At 60.6% G+C, this 22,613-nt stretch carries 20 protein-coding genes and 3 pseudogenes; 13 read left to right on the plus strand and 10 right to left on the minus strand.

Annotated features, from left to right (window positions below; translation table 11 throughout):
* Window positions 1-158 precede the first annotated feature (158 nt).
* Genes AACY31_RS16255 through AACY31_RS16270 form a run of 4 tightly spaced genes read left to right on the plus strand, consistent with a single transcriptional unit; the run spans window position 159 to window position 5,719 of the window.
* Window positions 159-1,322, plus strand: a complete 1,164-nt coding sequence (locus tag AACY31_RS16255) for an isovaleryl-CoA dehydrogenase (protein WP_339480021.1) — start codon at window positions 159-161, stop codon at window positions 1,320-1,322.
* Window positions 1,323-1,333: 11 nt separating this feature from the next.
* Window positions 1,334-2,941 carry a carboxyl transferase domain-containing protein gene (locus AACY31_RS16260; RefSeq protein WP_339480020.1) on the plus strand — a complete coding sequence of 536 codons (1,608 nt, stop codon included), beginning with the start codon at window positions 1,334-1,336 and terminating at the stop codon, window positions 2,939-2,941.
* Window positions 2,942-2,954: 13 nt separating this feature from the next.
* A complete protein-coding gene (locus AACY31_RS16265) occupies window positions 2,955-3,773 on the plus strand; it encodes a gamma-carboxygeranoyl-CoA hydratase (protein WP_339480018.1) in 819 nt (272 codons plus the stop codon).
* Window positions 3,770-5,719, plus strand: coding sequence for an acetyl/propionyl/methylcrotonyl-CoA carboxylase subunit alpha (locus AACY31_RS16270; protein WP_339491983.1), 1,950 nt, complete (start codon window positions 3,770-3,772; stop codon window positions 5,717-5,719). Before AACY31_RS16265 ends, AACY31_RS16270 begins: the two co-directional genes overlap by 4 nt.
* Window positions 5,720-5,748: 29 nt before the next feature.
* Here AACY31_RS16270 and AACY31_RS16275 read toward each other — a convergent pair whose 3' ends face one another.
* The gene (locus AACY31_RS16275) at window positions 5,749-6,396 is read right to left on the minus strand and encodes a LexA family protein (RefSeq protein WP_339480016.1); all 648 of its coding nucleotides are present in this window, start codon (window positions 6,394-6,396) and stop codon (window positions 5,749-5,751) included.
* A 130-nt stretch (window positions 6,397-6,526) separates the two neighbouring features.
* Here AACY31_RS16275 and AACY31_RS16280 point away from each other — a divergent pair, with 130 nt between their 5' ends.
* Both AACY31_RS16280 and AACY31_RS16285 read left to right on the plus strand, forming a co-directional pair.
* On the plus strand, window positions 6,527-6,868 hold the full coding sequence (locus tag AACY31_RS16280) for a DUF6124 family protein (RefSeq protein WP_339480015.1): 342 nt from the start codon (window positions 6,527-6,529) through the stop codon (window positions 6,866-6,868).
* Between the two features lie 495 nt (window positions 6,869-7,363).
* Entirely contained in the window at window positions 7,364-8,515 is a 1,152-nt protein-coding gene (locus AACY31_RS16285; protein ID WP_339504775.1) for a M14 family metallopeptidase, read from the plus strand.
* 184 nt (window positions 8,516-8,699) lie between these two features.
* Here AACY31_RS16285 and AACY31_RS16290 read toward each other — a convergent pair whose 3' ends face one another.
* Window positions 8,700-9,236, minus strand: a complete 537-nt coding sequence (locus AACY31_RS16290; RefSeq protein WP_339480013.1) for a cytochrome b — start codon at window positions 9,234-9,236, stop codon at window positions 8,700-8,702.
* A complete protein-coding gene (locus AACY31_RS16295; protein WP_339491979.1) occupies window positions 9,233-10,315 on the minus strand; it encodes a catalase family peroxidase in 1,083 nt (360 codons plus the stop codon). Before AACY31_RS16295 ends, AACY31_RS16290 begins: the two co-directional genes overlap by 4 nt.
* 168 nt (window positions 10,316-10,483) lie before the next feature.
* On the opposite strand from AACY31_RS16295, the gene AACY31_RS16300 reads away from it, so the two are divergent.
* Both AACY31_RS16300 and AACY31_RS16305 read left to right on the plus strand, forming a co-directional pair.
* A complete protein-coding gene (locus tag AACY31_RS16300; protein WP_339480009.1) occupies window positions 10,484-10,990 on the plus strand; it encodes a sigma-70 family RNA polymerase sigma factor in 507 nt (168 codons plus the stop codon).
* Window positions 10,987-11,739 (plus strand): anti-sigma factor family protein, encoded by a 753-nt coding sequence (locus tag AACY31_RS16305; RefSeq protein WP_339480007.1) that lies wholly within the window; start codon window positions 10,987-10,989, stop codon window positions 11,737-11,739. The genes AACY31_RS16300 and AACY31_RS16305 overlap by 4 nt, the downstream gene beginning before the upstream one ends.
* A gap of 139 nt (window positions 11,740-11,878) precedes the next feature.
* Here AACY31_RS16305 and AACY31_RS16310 read toward each other — a convergent pair.
* A pseudogene (locus tag AACY31_RS16310) lies at window positions 11,879-11,968 on the minus strand (IclR family transcriptional regulator); the annotation flags it as partial.
* Here AACY31_RS16310 and AACY31_RS16315 point away from each other — a divergent pair.
* Window positions 11,966-12,412: pseudogene (locus AACY31_RS16315) on the plus strand (extracellular solute-binding protein); the annotation flags it as partial. The pseudogenes AACY31_RS16310 and AACY31_RS16315 sit on opposite strands and share 3 nt — an antisense overlap.
* A 233-nt stretch (window positions 12,413-12,645) precedes the next feature.
* On the plus strand, window positions 12,646-13,989 hold the full coding sequence (locus tag AACY31_RS16320) for a leucine-rich repeat-containing protein kinase family protein (RefSeq protein ID WP_339504778.1): 1,344 nt from the start codon (window positions 12,646-12,648) through the stop codon (window positions 13,987-13,989).
* A gap of 143 nt (window positions 13,990-14,132) precedes the next feature.
* Here AACY31_RS16320 and AACY31_RS16325 read toward each other — a convergent pair whose 3' ends face one another.
* Window positions 14,133-14,837, minus strand: coding sequence for a YebC/PmpR family DNA-binding transcriptional regulator (locus AACY31_RS16325; protein WP_003183149.1), 705 nt, complete (start codon window positions 14,835-14,837; stop codon window positions 14,133-14,135).
* 219 nt (window positions 14,838-15,056) lie between these two features.
* Here AACY31_RS16325 and AACY31_RS16330 point away from each other — a divergent pair, with 219 nt between their 5' ends.
* Window positions 15,057-16,463 carry a type VI secretion system Vgr family protein gene (locus AACY31_RS16330; protein ID WP_339480002.1) on the plus strand — a complete coding sequence of 469 codons (1,407 nt, stop codon included), beginning with the start codon at window positions 15,057-15,059 and terminating at the stop codon, window positions 16,461-16,463.
* Between the two features lie 126 nt (window positions 16,464-16,589).
* Window positions 16,590-17,138 (plus strand): cytochrome b, encoded by a 549-nt coding sequence (locus AACY31_RS16335; protein ID WP_339480000.1) that lies wholly within the window; start codon window positions 16,590-16,592, stop codon window positions 17,136-17,138.
* 6 nt (window positions 17,139-17,144) lie between these two features.
* On the opposite strand, the gene AACY31_RS16340 is transcribed toward AACY31_RS16335, so the two are convergent.
* The 4 genes and pseudogenes from AACY31_RS16340 to AACY31_RS16355 form a co-directional block, all read right to left on the minus strand.
* Window positions 17,145-18,053 carry a 1-aminocyclopropane-1-carboxylate deaminase/D-cysteine desulfhydrase gene (locus AACY31_RS16340; protein WP_339479998.1) on the minus strand — a complete coding sequence of 303 codons (909 nt, stop codon included), beginning with the start codon at window positions 18,051-18,053 and terminating at the stop codon, window positions 17,145-17,147.
* Between the two features lie 219 nt (window positions 18,054-18,272).
* Window positions 18,273-20,312 carry an NADPH-dependent 2,4-dienoyl-CoA reductase gene (locus AACY31_RS16345; protein ID WP_339493020.1) on the minus strand — a complete coding sequence of 680 codons (2,040 nt, stop codon included), beginning with the start codon at window positions 20,310-20,312 and terminating at the stop codon, window positions 18,273-18,275.
* Window positions 20,313-20,700: 388 nt separating this feature from the next.
* A pseudogene (locus AACY31_RS16350) lies at window positions 20,701-21,468 on the minus strand (IS5 family transposase); the annotation flags it as partial.
* A gap of 125 nt (window positions 21,469-21,593) precedes the next feature.
* Window positions 21,594-21,896 carry an RES family NAD+ phosphorylase gene (locus AACY31_RS16355; RefSeq protein WP_339504781.1) on the minus strand — a complete coding sequence of 101 codons (303 nt, stop codon included), beginning with the start codon at window positions 21,894-21,896 and terminating at the stop codon, window positions 21,594-21,596.
* 158 nt (window positions 21,897-22,054) lie between these two features.
* Between AACY31_RS16355 and AACY31_RS16360 the strand changes: the two genes are divergently transcribed.
* A complete protein-coding gene (locus AACY31_RS16360) occupies window positions 22,055-22,489 on the plus strand; it encodes an antitoxin Xre/MbcA/ParS toxin-binding domain-containing protein (RefSeq protein ID WP_339504784.1) in 435 nt (144 codons plus the stop codon).
* 15 nt (window positions 22,490-22,504) lie between these two features.
* Here the strand turns inward: AACY31_RS16360 and AACY31_RS16365 are convergent.
* Window positions 22,505-22,613: IS3 family transposase (locus tag AACY31_RS16365; RefSeq protein ID WP_130926105.1), on the minus strand; the 109-nt coding region annotated here is incomplete at its 5' end.

Here is a 22,613-nt window from a genome sequence, read left to right on the forward strand (position 1 = left end):
GATACCTTAGGTAAAGCGATTCAAGCGCACTTACTCTGGCTCAACTTGACGTTAACGTAAAGGGCGATTGACAGCCTCTCGTCGCAGGCTTACGTTAACGTAAAGGTTAGAGCGATTCCCCCACTCTCCGCACCCGATAAAAAAGCCAAAGGTGACCCATGAGCTACCCATCCCTGAACTTTGCCCTCGGCGAAACCATCGACATGTTGCGCGACCAAGTGCAGGCCTTCGTCAAGGCCGAACTCGCGCCGCGAGCAGCGCAGATCGATATCGATAACCTGTTTCCCGCCGACATGTGGCGCAAGTTCGGTGACATGGGCCTGCTGGGCATCACCGTACCGGAAGAATACGGCGGCGCTGGCCTGGGCTACCTGGCCCACGTGGTGGCGATGGAAGAAATCAGCCGCGGTTCGGCCTCGGTCGCCCTCTCCTACGGTGCCCACTCCAACCTCTGCGTGAACCAGATCAACCGCAACGGCAATCACGAACAGAAAACCAAGTACCTGCCCAAACTGATCAGCGGCGAACACATCGGTGCCCTGGCGATGAGCGAGCCAAACGCCGGCTCCGACGTGGTCTCGATGAAACTGCGCGCCGACAAGCGTGGCGACAAGTACGTGCTCAATGGCAGCAAGACCTGGATCACCAACGGCCCCGATGCCAATACCTACGTGATCTACGCCAAGACCGACCTGGAAAAAGGCCCCCATGGCATCACTGCCTTCATCGTCGAGCGCGACTGGAAAGGCTTCAGCCGCAGCAACAAATTCGACAAGCTCGGCATGCGCGGCTCCAACACCTGCGAGCTGTTTTTCGATGACGTCGAAGTGCCGGAAGAAAATATCCTCGGCGCACTCAACGGTGGCGTGAGAGTGCTGATGAGCGGCCTCGACTACGAGCGCGTCGTGCTCTCCGGCGGCCCGACCGGGATCATGCAGGCCTGCATGGACCTGATCGTGCCCTACATCCACGACCGCAAGCAGTTCGGCCAGAGCATTGGAGAGTTCCAACTGATCCAGGGCAAGGTCGCCGACATGTACACCCAGCTCAACGCCAGCCGCGCCTACCTGTATGCCGTGGCCCAGGCCTGCGAGCGCGGCGAAACCACCCGCAAGGACGCCGCCGGGGTGATCCTCTACAGCGCCGAACGCGCCACACAAATGGCCCTCGACGCCATCCAGATCCTCGGCGGCAATGGCTACATCAATGAATTCCCGGCCGGCCGTCTGCTGCGTGACGCCAAGCTGTACGAAATCGGTGCTGGCACCAGTGAGATTCGTCGGATGTTGATCGGCCGCGAACTGTTCAACGAAACCCGCTAACGGAGCTGACCATGGCCACGCTGCACACTCAGCTCAACCCGCGCTCGCCGGAATTCATCGCCAACCGCGATGCGATGCTCGGACACGTCGAAGCCCTGCGCACCCTGCTCGCGCAAATTCGCCAAGGCGGCGGTCCCAAGGCTCAGGAACGGCACACGTCGCGGGGCAAGTTGCTGCCCCGTGAACGCATCAACCGGCTGCTGGACCTGGGTTCGCCGTTTTTGGAGATCAGCCCATTGGCAGCCCACGAAGTCTATGGCGAAGACGTGCCGGCGGCCGGCGTGATTGCCGGCATCGGCCGCGTGGAAGGCGTCGAATGCATGATTGTCGCCAACGACGCGACAGTCAAAGGTGGCTCCTACTACCCGCTGACGGTGAAAAAACACCTGCGCGCCCAGACCATCGCCCAGCAGAATCGCCTGCCCTGCATTTACCTGGTGGACTCCGGCGGCGCCAACCTGCCGCGCCAGGACGAAGTGTTCCCGGACCGCGAGCACTTCGGGCGGATCTTCTTCAACCAGGCCAACATGAGTGCCCAGGGCATCCCGCAGATCGCCGTGGTCATGGGGTCCTGCACCGCCGGTGGCGCCTATGTGCCGGCCATGGCGGACGAAGCGATCATGGTCCGTCAACAGGCGACGATTTTCCTCGCCGGCCCGCCACTGGTGAAAGCCGCCACCGGTGAGGTGGTCAGTGCCGAAGACCTGGGCGGCGCCGATGTGCACTGCAAGATATCTGGCGTGGCAGACCATTACGCCGACAGCGACGAACATGCCCTGGCCCTGGCCCGGCGCAGCGTGGCCAACCTCAACTGGCGCAAACAGGGCCAGTTGCAGCATCGCCTGCCGATTGCCCCGCTTTACTCGGGCGACGAGCTGTACGGCGTGGTTTCGGCCGACGCCAAGCAGCCGTTCGATGTCCGGGAGGTGATCGCGCGCCTGGTGGACGGTTCGGTGTTCGACGAGTTCAAGGCGCTGTTCGGAACGACGCTGGTGTGCGGCTTCGCTCATTTGCACGGCTACCCGATCGCGATCCTGGCCAACAATGGCATTCTCTTCGCAGAGGCCGCACAGAAAGGTGCGCACTTCATCGAATTGGCTTGTCAGCGCGGGATCCCGTTGCTGTTCTTGCAGAACATCACCGGTTTCATGGTCGGGCAGAAGTACGAAGCTGGCGGCATCGCCAAGCACGGGGCCAAACTGGTGACGGCCGTGGCCTGTGCCAAAGTGCCGAAATTCACCGTGATCATTGGCGGCAGTTTCGGTGCGGGCAACTACGGCATGTGCGGTCGTGCCTACGACCCGCGGTTCCTGTGGATGTGGCCGAATGCGCGAATTGGCGTGATGGGCGCCGAACAGGCGGCCGGCGTGCTGGTGCAAGTCAAGCGTGAACAAGCTGAACGCAGCGGCCACCCCTTCAGCGCCGAACAGGAAGCCGAGATCAAGCAACCGATCCTCGATCAATACGAAGAACAGGGTCACCCCTATTATTCCAGCGCCAGGCTGTGGGACGACGGCGTCATCGACCCGGCCCAGACACGCAATGTGCTGGGCCTGGCCTTGTCCGCGTCACTGAATGCGCCTATCGAACCGAGCCGCTTCGGCGTGTTCCGGATGTAAACGGGGAATGTCCATGGATAACTTCAACACCCTCGAACTGCACACTGACCCACGGGGCGTTGCCACCTTGTGGCTCAGCCGCGAGTCGAAAAACAACGCGTTCAACGCCGAAATGATCCGCGAACTGATCCTGGCCCTGGACCACGTCAGCAGCGATCCAAACTTGCGCTTCCTGCTGATCCGCGGTCGCGGCAAGCATTTCAGCGCCGGCGCCGACCTGGCCTGGATGCAGCAATCGGCCGAGCTCGACTACCACACCAACCTCGATGACGCCCGGGAACTGGCGGAGCTGATGTACAACCTCGCCAAGCTGAAGATGCCTACGCTGGCTGTCGTCCAGGGTGCGGCATTCGGTGGCGCACTGGGACTTATCAGCGCTTGTGACATGGCCATTGGCGCCGATGAAGCACAGTTCTGCCTGTCGGAAGTGCGCATTGGCCTGGCGCCAGCGGTGATCAGCCCGTTCGTGGTGCAAGCCATCGGCGAGCGTGCCGCGCGTCGTTATGCCCTGACGGCGGAACGCTTCGACGGGCAACGTGCGAAAGAAATCGGTTTGCTGTCGGAAAGTTACCCGGCCGAGGCCCTGGACCAGCAGATCGAACAATGGATCGACAACCTGTTGCTCAACAGCCCGGCGGCGATGCGCGCCAGCAAAGAACTGCTGCGTGAAGTCGGCAGCGGCGCCCTTACTCCGGCGCTGCGGCGCTACACCGAAAACGCCATCGCCCGAATCCGCGTCAGCCCGGAGGGCCAGGAAGGTCTGCGGGCCTTCCTGCAAAAACGTGCGCCAAATTGGCAAGCCGAATCAAATAACAAGGAGCCGCGTCGATGAGCGCCCCTGCCCTCACCACGTTGCTGGTGGCCAACCGTGGCGAAATCGCCTGTCGCGTGATGCGCACCGCCAAGGCCATGGGCCTGACCACCGTTGCCGTCCACAGCGCCACCGACCGCGATGCCCGCCACAGCCGTGAAGCCGACATCCGCGTCGACTTGGGCGGCAGCAAGGCCGCCGACAGCTACCTGCAAATCGACAAACTGATCGACGCAGCGAAAGCCAGCGGCGCCCAAGCCATCCACCCTGGCTATGGTTTTCTTTCCGAGAACGCCGGGTTCGCCCGGGCGATTGAAAACGCCGGGCTGATCTTCCTCGGTCCACCGGCCTCGGCCATCGACGCCATGGGCTGCAAATCGGCGGCCAAGGCTTTAATGGAAACCGCCGGAGTGCCCCTGGTGCCTGGTTATCACGGCGAAGCCCAAGACCTGGAGACCTTTCGCGACGCCGCCCAGCGCATCGGCTACCCGGTATTGCTCAAGGCCACGGCCGGCGGTGGCGGCAAGGGCATGAAAGTCGTCGAGGACGTCAACCAACTGGCCGAAGCCTTGGCCTCGGCCCAGCGTGAAGCGCAGTCTTCGTTTGGCGACTCACGGATGCTGGTGGAAAAGTACCTGCTCAAGCCACGCCACGTGGAAATCCAGGTATTTGCCGACCGACATGGCAACTGCCTGTACCTCAACGAACGCGATTGCTCAATCCAGCGCCGCCACCAGAAAGTGGTGGAAGAAGCCCCCGCCCCCGGCCTGACCCCGCCACTGCGCCAGGCCATGGGTGAAGCCGCCGTGCGCGCAGCGTTGGCGATTGGTTACGTCGGGGCGGGCACGGTGGAGTTCCTGCTGGATGCGCGGGGCGAGTTCTTCTTCATGGAAATGAACACCCGGTTGCAGGTTGAGCATCCGGTCACCGAAGCGATCACCGGACTGGACCTGGTCGCCTGGCAGATCCGCGTCGCCCAAGGCGAACCCTTGCCGATCACTCAAGCGCAAGTGCCGCTGCTCGGTCACGCCATCGAAGTGCGGCTGTATGCCGAAGACCCGGTTAACGATTTCCTGCCGGCCACCGGCCGCCTGGCGTTGTATCGCGAATCTGCCGAGGGCCCGGGCCGGCGGGTCGACAGCGGGGTTGAAGAAGGCGATGAAATCTCGCCATTCTACGACCCGATGCTCGGCAAGCTGATTGCCTGGGGTGAAGACCGTGAACAGGCGCGCTTGCGGCTGTTGAGCATGCTCGACGAATTTGCCATTGGCGGACTGAAAACCAACATCGGGTTCCTGCGCCGAATCGTGGCCCACCCCGCCTTTGCGGCGGCAGAACTGGACACCGGATTTATCCCACGTTACCAGGCGCAATTGCTACCAGAGCCTGGCGAGTTGGATGATGCATTCTGGTTCGCAGCCGCCCAGGGCTTCGCCTTGAGCCTGACACCGCGCGTACGCTGCGATGATGCCGACTCGCCTTGGGCCAGCACCACCGGGCTGCGTCTTGGACTGCCAAGGGAAACCACCTTGCACCTGAGCTGCGAAGGCCAGGATCGCGCACTGACGCTGGACGTTACGACCCATTGCGCGGAGCTCAGGGGCGAGCAACTGGTGATCGAGCGCCACGGCTTGCGCCGCAGTCATCGGGCCATTCGCCAGGGCGACAGCCTGTATTTGCAATGGGCGGGTGACCTGCACCGAATCGACCTGTACGACCCGCTGGCCGCCGCCGAGGCCAGCCACAGCCATCAAGGCGGCCTGGTCGCGCCCATGAACGGCAGTATCGTCCGGGTATTGGTGAGTGTCGGCCAATCTGTGGAGGCCGGGGCTCAACTGGTGGTCCTGGAGGCCATGAAAATGGAGCACAGCATTCGTGCGTCCACGGCCGGTGTGATCAAGGCGCTGTATTGCCAGGAAGGCGAAATGGTCAGCGAAGGCAGCGCCCTGGTGGCGTTCGAAGAATAGGAATCGGCCCGCTCCCAGGGCCGATCCAGTCAGAACCTGATGGCGGCCTGCACCACCACACCGATGAGACGATATTGCTCGGTGTACAGGTTTTTCGGGTAAGTCGGATTGAGCGGAACCAGGTAACGCTGCCCGCTCTCTTCGATCAATTTGCGAAAGGTCGCATCACTGCTGCCGGGCAAGCAGGCGACCACCAGTTTGCCAGGCACCGCCTCGATGGCCGGATCCACCAGGATCGACATGCCCTCGGGGATGCTCAACCCACTGGGTGCGGTCATCGCGTCGCCCACTACCACCAGCCAGAACGCGGCCCCCTGGGCGTGGTAGTCGGTCAGCTCGTAACGCGCCTGACCGTAGGCAGCAGAATCACCTTCGCGAACCTCGCCAACCTCGTGCCATTCACTGACCGGGTAGCGGAAGTACGGGTTGTACTTCTGCGCCAGGGTCATGCCTTCGTCCGTGGAGGTGTCCGGCTCGCGAATTACCATCGCCACTTCCAGAAACTCCAGCCCCAGCTCCTTCAGGACCCGGTTCATGTCTTCGACACTGGGTTGCCGGCGCCTGGTCAGCCAATGGCCGACGCCGCCCTGGGACATTCCCAACCGTTCTGCGAGCACCACTTGCGTGATGTGCAGCTCCTTCATCTTGGCCTTGACCAACTCTATCCATTTATCCATGTGCGGCACGATACGTGGATGACTCCGACCATTCAAAACACAAATTGTAGTATTTAAATTATCGTCACAATTACAATAAGTACTATTCTGAATTCAGGAGTTCAGCCCACACACGGAGATTCTCATCACCATGGATACACCCAATAAAGATCAGCCCAGCAACCCTTTCGACAGCACATTTCCCTCCTTGCAGGATTGCCCGGCGGCCAAACGCGCCCTCGACTACTACTTGAAACCAGGTGTTTCGCAGGCACAGGCAGAACATCGCTTCTTCGACGTCAACCGCAGCGTCAGCGCAGAAGAAGCCCTTGTTCACGCATGCGACCTGCTGCGCTGTGCCGCGGCGACCGCCCACGAGTCTGCCAACCAGTTGAATGGTCCGAGCCGCGACCTGGCATTTTCGGTGGTTCACATGATTGATCTGGTCAAGGTGATGCTTGACCGATCCCTGGATGGCTACCCGACTCGCTAGGGTAACGCGTGGGAATGTCGCCGCGAACACGGACGACACGAATAAATTTTCCGATCGATGCGATAAAACCATTTGACTTGCAAATGATAATGATTATTATTGCACCAACTGGTCGCGAGATCAGTCGATAGACCAGAAGACCTTAGGTCGGACTTCTGGAATATCTCCTCATCAGGCTAATCACGGTTTTTGACCCGGCTTTTTTGCCGGGTCTTTTTTTTGCCGATTTTCGGCTTATGGCTTCAGGCTAATGAAGTCTTTTGGGTGCTGCCAATTCAATGGCGGCAATGATATCAAATGAATATCTGTTTACAAGGGCCGCCCCGCCACACGGGCGAAAACTATCGAAAACCTGCACTTGAGAATCAATTGCAGACTTTCTAAGCTGGCTCGGCATCCAGGGAGGACGCCCCCCTCTGTTTACGTGACGTAAATCGTCTCGACTCGCTTTTCTTACGTGTAAAGTAATGGCCATGAAACTCCTCTCCAGGAATCGTGACCGTGGCTAAATCTTCCTTTGATATCAGTGCCAATTTCGACAGCGGCAACATCGAGGTCGTCGACATCAGCAACCCGCTGCAGTCGTTGCTCAAAATCAGGCCCGACACCCGCAGCGCCCATTTCCAGTGGTTCCATTTCAAGGCCAGCGGCCTGCACGTTGGCCAGGAGTATTCCTTCCGCCTGCTCAACGCCAGTCAATCGTCTTACAACAAGGCCTGGACGGGCTACCAGACCGTTGCCTCCTACGATCACGTCAACTGGTTCCGCATTCCGACCCAATTTGAAGGCGACGCCCTGCGCTTTTATCTGGAGACCGAACAACCCAACGCCTGGTTCGCCTACTTCGAACCCTACAGCCGTGGCCGGCATGATTGGCTGATCGAGCAAGCGCAGCACAAGGCCGGCACCGAACTATTGGCCGTTGGTAAAAGCGTGGAAGGTCGTGACATTCAACTGCTGCGCAAGGGCCGCGGTGCCGAAGGCCGGCGCAAAGTCTGGATCATCGCCCAGCAGCATCCTGGCGAGCACATGGCGGAGTGGTTCATGGAGGGTGTGATCGAACGCCTCCAGCAGGATGATGATGTGCAACTGAACCGGTTGCTCGCCAAGGCCGATCTGTACCTGGTACCAAACATGAACCCGGACGGCGCATTCCACGGGCATCTGCGGACCAACGCCATGGGCCAAGACCTCAACCGTGCCTGGCAGAACGCCAGCCCGGAAATCAGCCCCGAGGTCTTTTTCGTGCAGCAGCAAATGGAAAAGTACGGTGTCGACCTGTTCCTCGACGCTCACGGCGATGAGGAAATCCCCCACGTCTTCACCGCCGGTTGCGAAGGCAACCCGGGCTACACGCCACGCATCGCCGAACTCGAAGAGCGCTTTTGCAGCCATCTCAAGCACCAGACCAAAGACTTCCAGACCGTTCATGGCTACACCCGCGACGAAGCGGGCCAGGCCAACATGACTCTGGCCTGTAACGCTGTCGGGCAGAAATTTGACTGCCTGTCCCTGACCCTGGAAATGCCGTTCAAGGACCACAATGATCACCCGAACCCGATCACAGGCTGGTCTGGCAAACGCTCGATGCAACTGGGCAAGGATGTGTTGAGCACCATCGAGGCCATGGTTGACGAATTACGTTAATCCAGCGACCTGAACCGATCCACCGTGGCGAGGGAGCTTGCTCCGCCCGGTGATGTAGGAGCTGGCGAAGCCTGCGATCTTTTGATCTTTTGATTTTTTGTCAATTGAATGATCGCAGCCTCGTTTCGCTCGGCAGCTCCTACAGACGCCACTCTGTGGGAGCAAGCGCCCTTGCCATGCTTCATCAATCCTTGCCGCGCAACATACTGCCCAGCACCTCATCCCGGCGTACCCAAGCGTGAAACAACGCCGCCGCCAGATGCACCAGCACCGTCACGAACAACAGGTAAGCCAGGTACCCGTGGGCCTTGCGCAGCAGTGCGAACGTCTGGGCGTGCGCTGGCAGAATCGAAGGCAGTTGCAACGAATCGCCGAGCATCACCGGGTCCCCCGCCGCCGAAATCATCCCCCAGCCCAACAGCGGCAGAACCAGCATCAGGGCGTACAACAGCACATGCGAGGCGTTTGCCGCCAACACTTGCCAGGTCGGTAGATCCGCCGGCAACGGCGGTTGGCGGGTGGTAAATCGCACCACTAGGCGCACGATCACCAGCAGTAAAATCGCGATACCCAATGGCTTATGCAACTGCAGCAGCCATTCATGGCGTTCGGACACCGAGGCAACCATGCCCGCGCCGATGAACAGCATGGCGATGATCATCACAGCCATCAGCCAATGCAGCAGCCGGGCCAGCGGTACAAAGTGACGAGGGGCGCTCATGGGCGGGACTCCTGTTTGGCGGGCAACTGGCTCACTTCGCTGGTACGTCGCAGATAGGAACTGGCATAGGCGGCGGAGCGCGCGACCAATAGCGGGTCTTCGGAACCCTCGATCCCTTGGGGCAGGATCAGCGGGTCATAATTGATATCGCGGCACTCACCGTTGTCCTGCGCCTGGGTGCGGTCCAGCACCAACGTGCCGGCATTGAATACCTTGCGGTCAGCGGGCCAAGCCTTGCTGGCATCGTTCACCGGGTCCCCCGGGTTGGCCAGGGTGATGTTCAACTGCCAGCGCAACGGCCCGGCGGCGAGACGCTTCACCAAGTCTTGCTCGAGGAAGTCGGCCCCTTGGGGTGGCGTCGCATCCGCAGCATCCTGGCTCATCGGCACCACGCCCCAGCGCACCGCCTGGCGCTGCCCGGCGGGGTTGACCAGATAGAACGCGTTGATGCCGTTGTAGGTTTCGGTGGCGTAGCTGGCCGACGGCTTGGCGGTCTTGATCCATTGCAGGAACGGCATCGCTTCGGGGTGCGCGGCAAAGAAAGCCGGTACAGCCGCAGGGTTCGGTTTTCCTGTGGCAGGGTCCGGCGACTGGGCTTGCTGGAGTTGATAGAAGGCTTCAGGCGTGCCCACCGGAAACACGGGCATGCTGTTCATGCCGGTACGCCATTGCTGACCGTTGGCCTGGGTAAAGCGCAGTGCCAGGCTGCGAATCGGCACACTGCCGTCCGGTGCATAGGGGTTAGCGCTGGGCAAGGCGAAACGCCCAACCACTGGCGTTTGCGGTTGCGAGAAGACTTGGGCGCTGGAATAGGCGCTGGCCTCGCCCGTGCTTTGGAAATAACCCGCGACGCAGACACCTTTTGAGTGGTTGCGTCGAAACCCCGGATGAACGCCGTTGTTTTTTTCCAGTACATTGACCAACGCCTGCGGTGTCAGGCGCTGTGGGTCGAGGCTGCCATTGACGTAGGCAAACGCGCCGGCCAGGGCTGCAACAATCACGGCGATGCCGCTCAGGCGCAATGTCAGGGCGGCGGCAGTCAAGGGTGGCCGGCTCGACGAGGGTGAAGGATCAACCATGAGAAAGCTCCAGGGCTCGAGGCCATTCGTTGGAAAGGACCCGTCAGACGAAGACGTGACAGGTTTATTCCCACGCCTCGTATTTATTTTTCCTGCACTGGAATAATCTCGTTCTCGGGTCGTCTTTCCAGTCCCGGCGCAGTGACTGCCCACAGAAGCCACACTCCCATGAACGCATTCGACGAACAGTTGCGCGAACTCATCCCCAGGCTACGGCGTTTTGCCCTGTCGCTGACGCGCAACCCGAGCAACGCCGACGACCTGGTGCAGATGTGCCTGGAACGGGCGTTGTCCAAATGGAACGACAAGCGCCCAGACGGCGATCTGCGGGCCTGGCTGTTTTCGATTCTGTATCGGCAGTTTCTCGACGGTCATCGCCGCTCCCGTCGGTATGCGCGCATGCTGGAGTTTTTCACCGGTCGCGACGATGCCCAGCCTTCGGCCGAGCGCAGCGTGATCGCGCAATCGTCCCTGCAGGCCTTCGATCAGCTCACGACGGAGCAACGCGCACTGTTGTTGTGGGTGTCCGTGGAAGGCTTGAGTTACCAGCAAGTCGCCGACATCCTCGGCGTGCCGACCGGCACGGTAATGTCCCGCCTGTCCCGTGCTCGCCAGGCCCTGCGCCAACTCAGCGACGGCGAAATCACCCGCCCTACCCTGCGGATACTCAAATGATCAGCATGCCCCCCAGCGAAAGTGACCTGCACGCCTACGTCGATCGCCAACTGAACGAAGCCGACCAGCGCTTGGTGCAGGCCTACCTGGCCAATCAGCCGGAAGTCGCCGCCCGCGTCCGGGCCTGGCAACAGGACGCACAGCACCTGCGCACGGCCCTGAGCGGTGCCTTGCAACAGCCGCCCAACCCCGACCTCGACCCGGCCATGATTCGACAGCACCTGAAACATCGCTCCCGCCGCCACTTGGCCAGCGCCGCGGTGTTGCTGTTGGCCGTCAGCGTCGGTGGCTTCGGTGGCTGGCAGGCGCGGCAAATGACCCTGCTCAGCGCTGCCGCCCCCATGGCCGATGCCCTGCAGGCATACCGCTTGATTGCCCAGCAGGGCATCCTTCCGGCCGATTACCAAACCGGCGACGAGCAGAGCATGCAAGGCTGGCTCGACCGCTACTTCACCCAGGCCGACCGGTTGCCAGACCTGTCGGCTGCGGGCTTCAAGCCTGTCAGCGGGCGCTTGCTCAGCACCGAACAAGGCGCGGCGGCGATGGTGGTCTATCAGGACCCGAACGGTCAGAAAATCAGCTTCTACGTGCGCCCGCCCGGCCCGAAAAACTTCCTCCTGCCGCGGGGCAGTCGCCGCGAGGGTGAGCTGCAAGCCGAGTACTGGTCCGGGCCGGGCTACAACTATGCGATGGTCATTCCCAGTGATACGCCGACGGTGCAGCGGCTCAAGCAGACCCTGAACTTCTGAGTCCCCTATCCGATGGAAAATCTCTGTGGGGGCGAGCCTGCTCGCGATGGCGGCAGCTCAGTTAGAGATGATGTCGACTGTCACACCGCTATCGCGAGCAGGCTCCCACAGGGAACATCAGTTGCTCTTGAGAGTGTGTTTAACGCTGTCCAAACACCTGCGAAGGCCTGCGCAGCAACGGGTCGAAGGGGTTGATCCGCGGTCCGATCAGGGCGGCCTCACGCTTGAGCTATCCGAAATGCTGCAGACCGACGAAGCTGCGCTGTTCCCGCTGACACCGCCCCATGTGAGCGCGTTGAAACTCAAAGGCATGCCGGTCGAATATGCCCAGCCTAAGGACGGCGCCGTGGTCCTCAACGCCGCCGAATGCACCATCACCCAAAATACCCAACCGGAATTGGCGCAACAACTCGCGGCTTTCCTGCTGACCCCGCAAGCCCAGGCCATCGCCCTGGAAGAAGGCGACCAGATCCCGTCCAACCCCAACACTCCGACCACCGACAAGACCCGCGGCCAGGCGGAGGCGATGAAGCAGTACCTGGGAACGGCGATTGCCGTGGATTGGGATCGGGTCAACGCACAACGCCCGGCCTGGAACGCCCGCTGGAACCGCAGCATCGAGCGCGATGCGCAAATTTTGCGGTTATCATGCGGCCATCTCACAATGAATTGAACAGATGAGCTGTGGCGAGGGAGCTTGCTCCAACTGGGTTCTGTAGGCGCTGGCGAAGCCTGCGATCTTTTGATCTTGATCTTTCGCTTGGGACTCAAGTGTCTGGGGAAGATCGCAGCCTCGTTTCACTCGACAGCTCCTACACAGCTCCTATGACGTCGCCGAGCAGGAGCAAGCTCCTCGCCACAGGTTTTTTCCACGCTTTTTCTTCTTGATCAACAGCGAACCCCTCCATGCACACCCTCGCCCAACTACGCGCCGGCCAGCTTTCCGGCATTACTCGGCTGGACCTGGCCTGCGGCTTGACGGAGTTTCCCCGGGAAATCTTCGACCTGGCCGATTCCCTCGAAATTCTCAACCTCAGCGGCAATCAGTTGGACACGCTGCCCAACGACCTGCATCGGCTGACTCGCCTGCGCGTGCTGTTCTGTTCGGACAACCGTTTCACCGAACTGCCCGAATGCCTGGGCCGTTGCAGCGCCTTGACCATGGTCGGTTTCAAGGCCAACCGCATTGCACACGTCACGGGCGCCGCACTGCCGCCACTGCTGCGTTGGCTGATCCTGACCGACAACTGCGTCAACCAATTGCCTGATGAACTGGGCCAACGCCCTTCTCTGCAAAAACTGATGCTGGCCGGCAACCGTTTGCAGCAGTTGCCGGCAAGCCTGGACCAGTGTCATCGCCTCGAACTGCTACGCATCGCCGCCAACCAACTGACCGAACTGCCGCAATGGCTGCTCAAGTTACCAAGCCTCAGTTGGCTGGCCTACGCCGGCAACCCGCTGGAGGCTCAGGCAGAAGCGGCGGCCCTGAATACCACAACGCCTATCGACTGGTCGCATCTGGAACTGCAACAACAGCTGGGCGAAGGCGCGTCGGGGGTGATTTATCAGGCACGCTGGCAGGCACCCGGCGACGTGGTGCGAAAGGTCGCGGTGAAGCTGTACAAAGGCCAAATGACCAGCGACGGCTCGCCGCTGCATGAGATGCATGCCTGTATCACGGCCGGTCGACACCCAAACCTGATTGAGGTGTTGGGCAAGGTTACCGGGCACCCCGAACAACAGGCCGGGCTGGTGATGGCGCTGATCGAGCCCAGCTACCGTAACCTCGCCGGGCTGCCGAGCCTGGCCTCGTGCACTCGAGACGTGTATGCCGACGCGCTGCGCCTCAGCGCTCCGGTGGCCCTGCGCATCGCCCATGGTATTGCCTCGGTGGCGGCGCACCTGCACCGCCAGGGCATCACCCACGGGGATCTCTACGGGCATAATATTCTGTGCGATGACTTGGGCGATTGCCTGCTGGGGGATTTTGGCGCGGCGTCGTTCCACGCCACCACAGACAACCTGCAAACCCGCGCGCTGCAACGTATCGAAGTACGGGCCTTCGGGATTCTGCTGGGGGAATTGTTGGCGCGGATTGAACCGGGGCTCGGTGCAGAGGAACTGGTAGCGTTGCAGGATCTGCAGGTGCGTTGCTGTCAGCCTGATGTATTGGCGCGGCCGGGGTTTGATGAGATTGAAGGCTTATTGCGCAACCGTGGCGAGGGAGCTTGCTCCCGCTGGGCTCTGTAGGCGCTGGCGAAGCCTGCGATCTTTTGATCTTGATCTTTCGCTCACGATTTAAGTGGCAGTGAAAAGATCGCAGCCTCGTTGCACTCGACAGCTCCTACGCGCCGCCGAGTGGGAGCAAGCTCCCTTGCCACAGGGGGTAGTGCTTAACCCGCCAACCCGACAAACATGTCCTGCACGTCATCGTGGTTGTCGAGGCCTTCGAGGAACGCTTCGACTTCAGCCATCTGCTCGTCGGTCAGGCCACTGACCGGGTTTTTCGGCTGGTAGCCCAGCTTGGCCGACAACACGGTGAAACCCTGCTCCGGCAAGGCCTTCTGTACGGCATCGAGGTCGGCAGGATCGGTGAGGAACAAGGTCGCGCCGTCTTCGCCCGGCTCGAAATCCTGGGCACCGGCCTCGATGGCGGCCATTTCCGGATCGGCATCCGGGCTGTCCGGTGCGGCTTCAATCATGCCGACATGGTTGAAGTCCCAGGCCACCGAACCCGAGGCACCCAGTTGGCCCTTGCGGAACGCGACGCGAATTTCGGCAACGGTGCGGTTGATGTTATCGGTCACGCATTCAACGATTAACGGCACCTGGTGCGGCGCGAACCCTTCGTAGGTGACGCGGTGGTATTGCACGGTTTCACCGAGCTGGCCAGAACCTTTCTTGATCGCACGTTCCAGGGTCTCGCGGGGCATCGAGGCCTTCTTCGCCTGCTCGACCACCAGTCGCAAGTGCGCGTTGGTAGCGGTATCAGCACCGTTGCGCGCGGCAATGGTGATTTCCTTCACCAGTTTGCCGAAGATCTTGCCCTTGGCGTTAGCAGCCGCTTCTTTGTGTTTAACCTTCCACTGTGCGCCCATTACTCACTCTCTTGTCTGACGCGCCGAGACATCTGCCGGCCGGCGCTGTGGCGCAAGTTTATACGGCCTAAACCGGCTGATCGACCAAAAAATTCACCCTGCCGGATCGGCTTTTTCACAGCGTATTGTAGGACGTTTCTGAAATAGCGACTCACAAGCACCGTTTTCCCCCGCGATTTCGTACCCTCTGCGCCTCTCTCCCCACCAGTAGGAGCTGCTATGCGCAACGACACGGAAAGTCCCTTCTGCCTGACGCTCACGCAAAGCGACTTGCAACTGCAAGTCTTGCGGTTCAATGGCCGCGAAGCCCTCAACCAGCCGTACCGCTATGACCTCGAACTGATCGGCCTGGCCCCACCGATAAACCCCGACCTGCTCTTGAGGCATCCGGCCTTCCTGCGCCTGGACGGCGAAGCGGGCGTCCATGGAATTGTCCACAGCGTTAGCCTGAGTACCCTGGCGCCGCGGCGCATCGGCTATCGCTTGACGTTGGTTCCCTACCTCCAGCAACTGGACCAAGGCCCGCAGCGCCGGGTTTTCCATCGGCTCAGCGCGGTGCAGGTGCTGCAACGCCTGCTGGAAGAACACGCGCTACCCGTCGACAGCTACCGTTTCGAACTGCCTCATGGGCAGTATCCGTGCCGCCCCTTCTGCATCCAATACGACGAAAGCGACCTGACCCTCCTGCAACGACTGTGCGAGGAAGAAGGCATTCATTACCATTTCGAACACGCGCCTCAGGGCCATGTCCTGGTGTTTGCCGAAGACCCGAGAAGCTTTCCCCTGCACCCCGTCGAGCTGCCCCTGCGCCCGAACGAAAGCCCGCTACCGGCCATCAAACGCGTGTATTTGCGTCACCATCCGATGATGCCTGGCCTGCCCGTCGGGTTCAGTGACCGGGCCCCGTCCGAAGCACAGGCCTCGGCGGCGAATCACCCCCTTGAGCAGATCGAACACGAGGCCATGCACGGCAACCCGGCCTTGGCTCACCGATACCAGGCCGGTCGCCGCCACCTTGAACGGCTGCGCTGCCGGCAACGGGAGATCCATGGCCACAGTACCCAGCCGGCCCTGCACGGCGGCGACATCGTGCAAATCTGCGAACACCCGGTTTCCAGCTTCAACGATCAATGGTTGATCACCGAGGTCCAGCATCGCGGACGGCAGTTTTCGATCCTGGAACCGGACCTGCCCGCCGCACCGTCGGCCCGTGACTACCGCAACCGGTTCACCGCCATTCCCTGGTCCACCGCGTTCAGGCCGACCCTCAAGCATCCCAAGCCCTGTATCCCCGGGTACCACCTAGCCCATGTACTCGGCCGCGCCGGCCAACCGGCCAGCCCCGATGAACGTGGCCAGGTGAGTGTCAGCCTATGGGCACCGGACCAGGAGGGCATCATGCTGCCCGTGTCGCGGCTGACGCTGGACGGCAGCCCCAGCCTGATGGCCGGCAGCGAAGTGCTGGTGAGTTTTCTCGATGGCGACCCTGATCGACCGGTGCTGTGCCCAGGGGCTGTCGATACCGACGCAGGCCATACCGCCACGCCCCCGAAACCGCCCCGAGGCAATCATGATCCGGGGCTGCTGTTGGACTGGCTGCTCAATCCGCCGGACTTGACGCTCTGACGCAACCCTAAGACTTCATACCGGCAAAACTGATCTGGCTCATGCAAACCCAGCGAAACGGGCTTACAGTAAGCGGATAACGCCGCTCTAGACGGCGCTCTACCCTGATCGTTGGAGATACCTGCAATGCCCTGGAAAAACTCAGAAAGCCGCTACAGTAGCGTCACGGTAACCTTGCATTGGCTAATGCTGATTCTGCTGGCCGTGGTTTATGCCTGCATCGAATTCCGGGGAATTTTCCCCAAGGGCAGTGGCGGCCGGACCCTGATCAAGGAAGCGCACTTCATGCTCGGCTTGACCGTGTTCCTGCTGGTCTGGCTACGCCTGTTCGCCCGCAGCATGGGTAAGGCACCGGCGATTTTCCCGGCGTCGCCTGCGTGGCAAACCATTCTCGCTCGTCTGATGCACTGGGCGCTGTACCTGTTCATGATCGCCATGCCGCTGCTGGGCTGGCTGATCACCAGCGCCGAAGGGCATCAGGTGATGTTCTACGGTTTCGATCTGCCCTTGCTCATCGATCAGGACAAGGCGTTTGCCAAGCAACTGGAAGGCTGGCATGTGCTGGGCGGCACCATCGGCTATTGGTTGATTGGCTTGCATGCCTTGGCGGGGCTGTACCACCACTATGTAGTACGGGACAACACGCTGCTGCGGATGATACCCAAACGCGGCTGATCGCCGTTACTCGAACCCTCGGCGGCCTTGCAAACCGCCGGTGTGGACGAAGATCAAACGGGTGCCCGGGGCAACCCCTCCGGCCTCCACCCGCGTTTTGAGCAACATCAAGGCTTTGCCGGTGTACAACGGCTCCAGTTCGATAGCCACCGTGGTTTCGATGAACTCGGCGAGTTCGGCATCGACCCGGGCGAAACCACCACGGCTGCCGTCGAACAATTCATAAAGCGGATTGCAAAGGCCCGCTTCCCCCATGATGTTTTCGACTTGCTGCGCCACGCCATGGTCCTGGGGCACCGCCAGCACGCCATAGACCGGGCGCTGTCCCGCTTCGGCCAGCACCAACCCGGCCAGTGACGTTCCGGTGCCGCAGGCCAGCCACCAACCGTGAAAATCCGCCCACCCCAACGTCGCCAGTTGTTCACGGACACTGGCCGCCCACACCTGGCAGCCTTGTGCGCCGGGTAATCCTGAACCGCCCTCGGGTACCGAATGCAAATAGGGATAGCGGATCTGCCACGGCTCCCAGAAACCCGGAGCGTGTCGCTCTCGGTATCCGCCATAACCCAACCAGTGCAGGTCCATGCCAAACGCTTTCAGGTCACGCACCGTCGGCGTGTCCTGGGGATGACCACGCAACAGCCCCGCCGTGGGAAACCCGAAGCGCTTGCCCGCCGCCGCCAACGCATGCAAATGATTAGAATAGGCGCCGCCCAGACTCATGATCCCCTCGGCGCCGGCCTCATGGGCGACGCGCAAGTGATGCACCAGCTTGAACCACTTATTGCCACTGATCAGCGGATCGATCCGGTCCAGGCGCAACGCCGCCACCTCAACACCGGCACGGGCTAGCCAGTCCAAATGAAGGAGTTCGAGTCGGGGTTGGGGATGCCAGTCGAGGGCGGGAAGCAGCATGGCAGTAGGCCTGGGATAAAGATGCCCAGCATCTTAACAGCTGGTCGCGCAGGTCCTGGCACTACAAGAACCTGTGGGCGCGGGCTTGCTCGCGAAGGCGTCGGCATATCCAACATCACCGCAAACTGACCCGCCGCTTTCGCGAGCAAGCCCACCTGGAATCGGCGGCGACCTTGGCTTCCCTATTTGCAAGCAAGGTCGCGCCCAGCGTTTTGTGCCTTACAACTGCGCCGCCAACCGCGAACCCTGGTTGATCGCCCGCTTGGCGTCCAGCTCTGCCGCCACGTCGGCGCCACCGATGAGGTGAACGCTCTGCCCCGCCGCTTCCAGGCCTTCGTGCAACTCACGCAGCGGATCCTGGCCGGCGCAGATCACGATGTTGTCCACGGCCAGCACGTGTGGCTCGCCGGTTTCGCCGAGGCGAATGTGCAGGCCGTCGTCGTCGATCTTCAGGTACTCGACGCTGTTGAGCATCTGCACCTGCTTGTTCTTCAGGCCCGTGCGGTGAATCCAGCCAGTGGTCTTGCCCAGGCCATCACCGACCTTGGATGCCTTGCGTTGCAGCAAGAACACCTGGCGCGCCGGTGCATGAGGTTCGGCCTTGATCCCGGCCACACCGCCGCGAGCCTCGAGGTGGGTGTCGATGCCCCACTCCTTCCAGAACGCCTCGCGGTCCTGGCTGGTGGCAACGCCTTGATGAACCAGGAACTCCGACACGTCGAAGCCGATACCGCCGGCACCGATCACCGCGACACTGCGGCCCACCGGCTTGCGCTCGAGGATCACGTCCAGGTAGCTCAACACCTTGGCATGCTCCACCCCGGGAATCGCCGGCACGCGCGGCGCGATGCCAGTGGCGAGGATGATCTCGTCGTAGCCCCCGGCCACCAACTGCGCCACATCCACCCGGGTGTCGAGGCACAACTCGACATGGCTGGTCTGCAATTTGCGCTTGAAGTAGCGCAGGGTTTCGAAGAACTCCTCCTTGCCTGGTACGCGCTTGGCGACGTTGAACTGGCCACCGATTTCGCTGGCCGAATCGAACAGCGTCACCTGATGCCCACGCTCGGCCGCCACCGTGGCAGCGGACAGGCCGGCCGGGCCGGCACCGACCACGGCAATTTTCTTCACCTGGGTCACCGGCAGATAGTTCAGCTCGGTTTCGTGGCAGGCCCGCGGGTTCACCAGGCAACTGGTGAGCTTGCCGCCAAAGGTGTGGTCCAGGCACGCCTGGTTGCAGCCGATGCAGGTGTTGATTTCATCGCCGCGCCCGGCAGCGGCCTTGTTGACGAACTCCGGATCGGCCAGGAACGGCCGCGCCATGGAGACCATGTCGGCATCCCCTTCGGCCAGGATCTGCTCGGCCACTTCCGGGGTGTTGATGCGGTTGGTGGTGATCAGCGGGATGCTGACTGAACCACGCAGCTTGGCCGTGACCTTGCTGAACGCCGCCCGAGGAACCTTGGTGGCGATGGTGGGAATTCGCGCTTCGTGCCAACCGATACCGGTGTTGATCATTGTCGCGCCGGCTTGCTCGATGGCCTTGGCCAACTGGACGATTTCGTCCCAGGTGCTGCCGCCTTCTACCAGGTCGAGCATCGACAGGCGAAAGATGATGATGAAATTCGGGCCTACCGCCTCGCGCACCCGACGCACGATTTGCACCGGCAAGCGCATGCGGTTTTCATAGCTGCCGCCCCAACGGTCGATACGGTGGTTGGTGTGGGCCGCCAGGAACTGGTTAATGAAATAACCTTCCGACCCCATGATCTCGACGCCATCGTATTCGGCCTTCTGGGCCAGTACCGAGCAGGTGACAAAATCGCTGATCTGTTTCTCGATACCCTCCTCGTCCAGTTCCTTGGGCTTGAACGGGTTGATCGGCGCCTGGATCGCGCTCGGTGCCACCTGCTTGGGGCTGTAGGCGTAGCGCCCGGCATGGAGAATCTGCATGCAGATCTTGCCACCGGCCTCGTGTACGGCCCGGGTAACGATCTGGTGCTTGAGGGCTTCTTCTTCGGTGGTCAGCTTGGCCGCGCCGGAGTAAACACCGCCCTCGTCGTTCGGCCCGATCCCACCGGTGACCATCAGGCCCACGCCGCCCCGGGCCCGCTCGGCAAAATACGCCGCCATGCGTTCGAAGCCGCCGGGCTTCTCTTCCAGGCCGGTGTGCATCGAACCCATCAGGGTACGGTTGCGCAAGGTGGTGAAACCCAGGTCCAGCGGGGCCAACAGGTGCGGGTAATGAGAGGCGGTCATCGGTAACTCCACAACGGGCGATCACGGGAGAAGCGCAAGCTCTGCGGCTTGCGTCTGTCATGACCCACAGCGTAAGAGTCCGGATGCGGGCGCTCAATGACCGTAACTGACAACTTGATGATCCAAATGTGCAGCACGCAGCGTGCCGATCAACCGTGCGTGACTCTCAACGGGATGGACCAGCATGGGTTTTCACTTGTTCTGAAACTCTGTGCATTCAAAATAAAATCGCTGTTAACCTACGGAAGGTCTGAAGTAGTCACCGATGTTTTGAATACCCCTTCATTGGGCGCTCAAAAAAACGGTGACCTGCCAAAAACCAGGCTTTGGCGCTTTTTAATTCATGTCTTTTCCTTGAATCGCACCTTTTCTCGGCGCATTTCGCGCATCACAGGCGCACCTCTCCTGCATTCAACAACTGCTTTCGCACCATCCACAGGTTCGACAACGCGAACAACGTCGTCTGCTGAGCGATGTTTTTCGCCAGACCACGAAAGCGCACTTTCGTATAACCAAACTGGCGCTTGATGACCCGAAACGGATGCTCAACCTTGGCCCTGAGCTGGGCCTTGGTGTATTCAATTTTGCGGCGCAGACGACCGATCAAACTTTCCTTATCGTGCTTTTTATAGGTCCTGGGCCGCGCCGCAATCGACCAGATCATCTGACGGTTATGATGCTCTGGACGCTTGTCCACGCCCGTGCAACCCGCATCGCCAGACACGTACGTCTCCTCGCCGTGCAACAACTGATCGACCTGCGTCACATCCGCGACATTCGCCGCCGTGCCCACCAGGCTATGGACCAGGCCGGATTCGGCATCGACACCGATGTGCGCCTTCATTCCAAAATAGTATTGGTTTCCTTTCTTGGTTTGATGCATTTCGGGATCACGTTTGCCGTCCTTGTTCTTGGTCGAACTCGGCGCGTGAATGATCGTCGCATCGACCACAGTGCCTTGGCGCAACATCAAGCCTCGATCGCCCAGATAACCGTTGATGACCTGCAAAATCCCACCGGCCAGTTCGTGTTTCTCCAGCAGGCGGCGAACGTTGAGGATCGTGGTTTCATCGGGAATCCGATCCAGATGCAGCCCCGAAAACTGGCGCAGGATCGTGGTCTCGTAAAGTGCTTCTTCCATCGCCGGATCGCTGTATTTCACCAAATCTGGAAGTCTTTTTCAGAGTTTCCCTAGTGAAATTGGCGGTGGCATCGGAGATGCCGCCGGGCTCCAGATCCATCGAAGCCGTCCGAATGCTGGACATTCAAAAATTATGCGGATCAAAAAAGCCGCGGGTCAGGCTCGAAGTGGACGGGGGTTACAGTGGCCGACTTGGCAACAGGATGCCGGGGGTTGAAAAGAAAGTTGTGGGTCAACGGCATAATCGCGCTGGGCACGGGAAGCAAGAGCCACGCGTATTCGTCCAGGAAGAAATTGCCCACGGCTCTGGTTTGACCTGTGTCTGACTGCCAGCCTTTACGGAGACTAGGCGCTGCGGCCTGGCTGGCAACATCTGGCAACTCAATACGCAGTAGCTGCATCGTCTCAGGCAAATCTTCCCGGTCGATCTCCAGGTGCGCCATGTCGTGTCCCAGTACTTAGAGCACACCAAACCTACAACTCTACGGGGAGCGTCACCTAGGGAACAGTGCAATTTCGAGGGATCTGATGCATTAGGCTTCACACGACTCGAAATTTGCCACATTCTAATCCGCGGAACGTACTGGATGGGAGGTGGGCTATGTTTGCTGAAGCCATGCGCGGGGATGGATACCGCTCCTATCGGATCAGGCTAGAAAACCTACTCGGAATACCCTGTGATGCGTCTGATCAAGACATCCATAAAATGATCGAATCCGGCTTTCCGCGTTTCAGGCTTAAAGAGCTCTGCGACCGTTACGAGCTGAGAGCGTCCGAGCCCAACAAGATCATGGCGCGTCGCACCTCGAGGATCAGAATAGCCCGTAATCAACGGCTTACACTAAGTGAGAGCGATCAGCTGTTCAGATATGTGCACATCATGGCCCTGACAGAGGTAATTTTCGGGGACGAAACTAAAGCCAGACGATGGCTATCGAAGTCAAAAGATCGGTTTGCCGGAAAGAATCCGTTAGAGATGCTTTCTACTATCGCCGGTACTAGAGCGGTTGAGGTGATGTTGATTCAAGTGGCCTGAATCGCCCCGGATTCTTTAGACACCTTGCAAACTCATTGCGTAACGTTTTTCAAACTCTACCGGTGACAGCTGATTGTTGAAACCATGGCGGCGTTTTGCGTTGTAGAACATCTCGATGTAATCG

The organism is Pseudomonas sp. RL_105y_Pfl2_101 (assembly GCF_963970585.1).
Lineage (GTDB): Bacteria > Pseudomonadota > Gammaproteobacteria > Pseudomonadales > Pseudomonadaceae > Aquipseudomonas.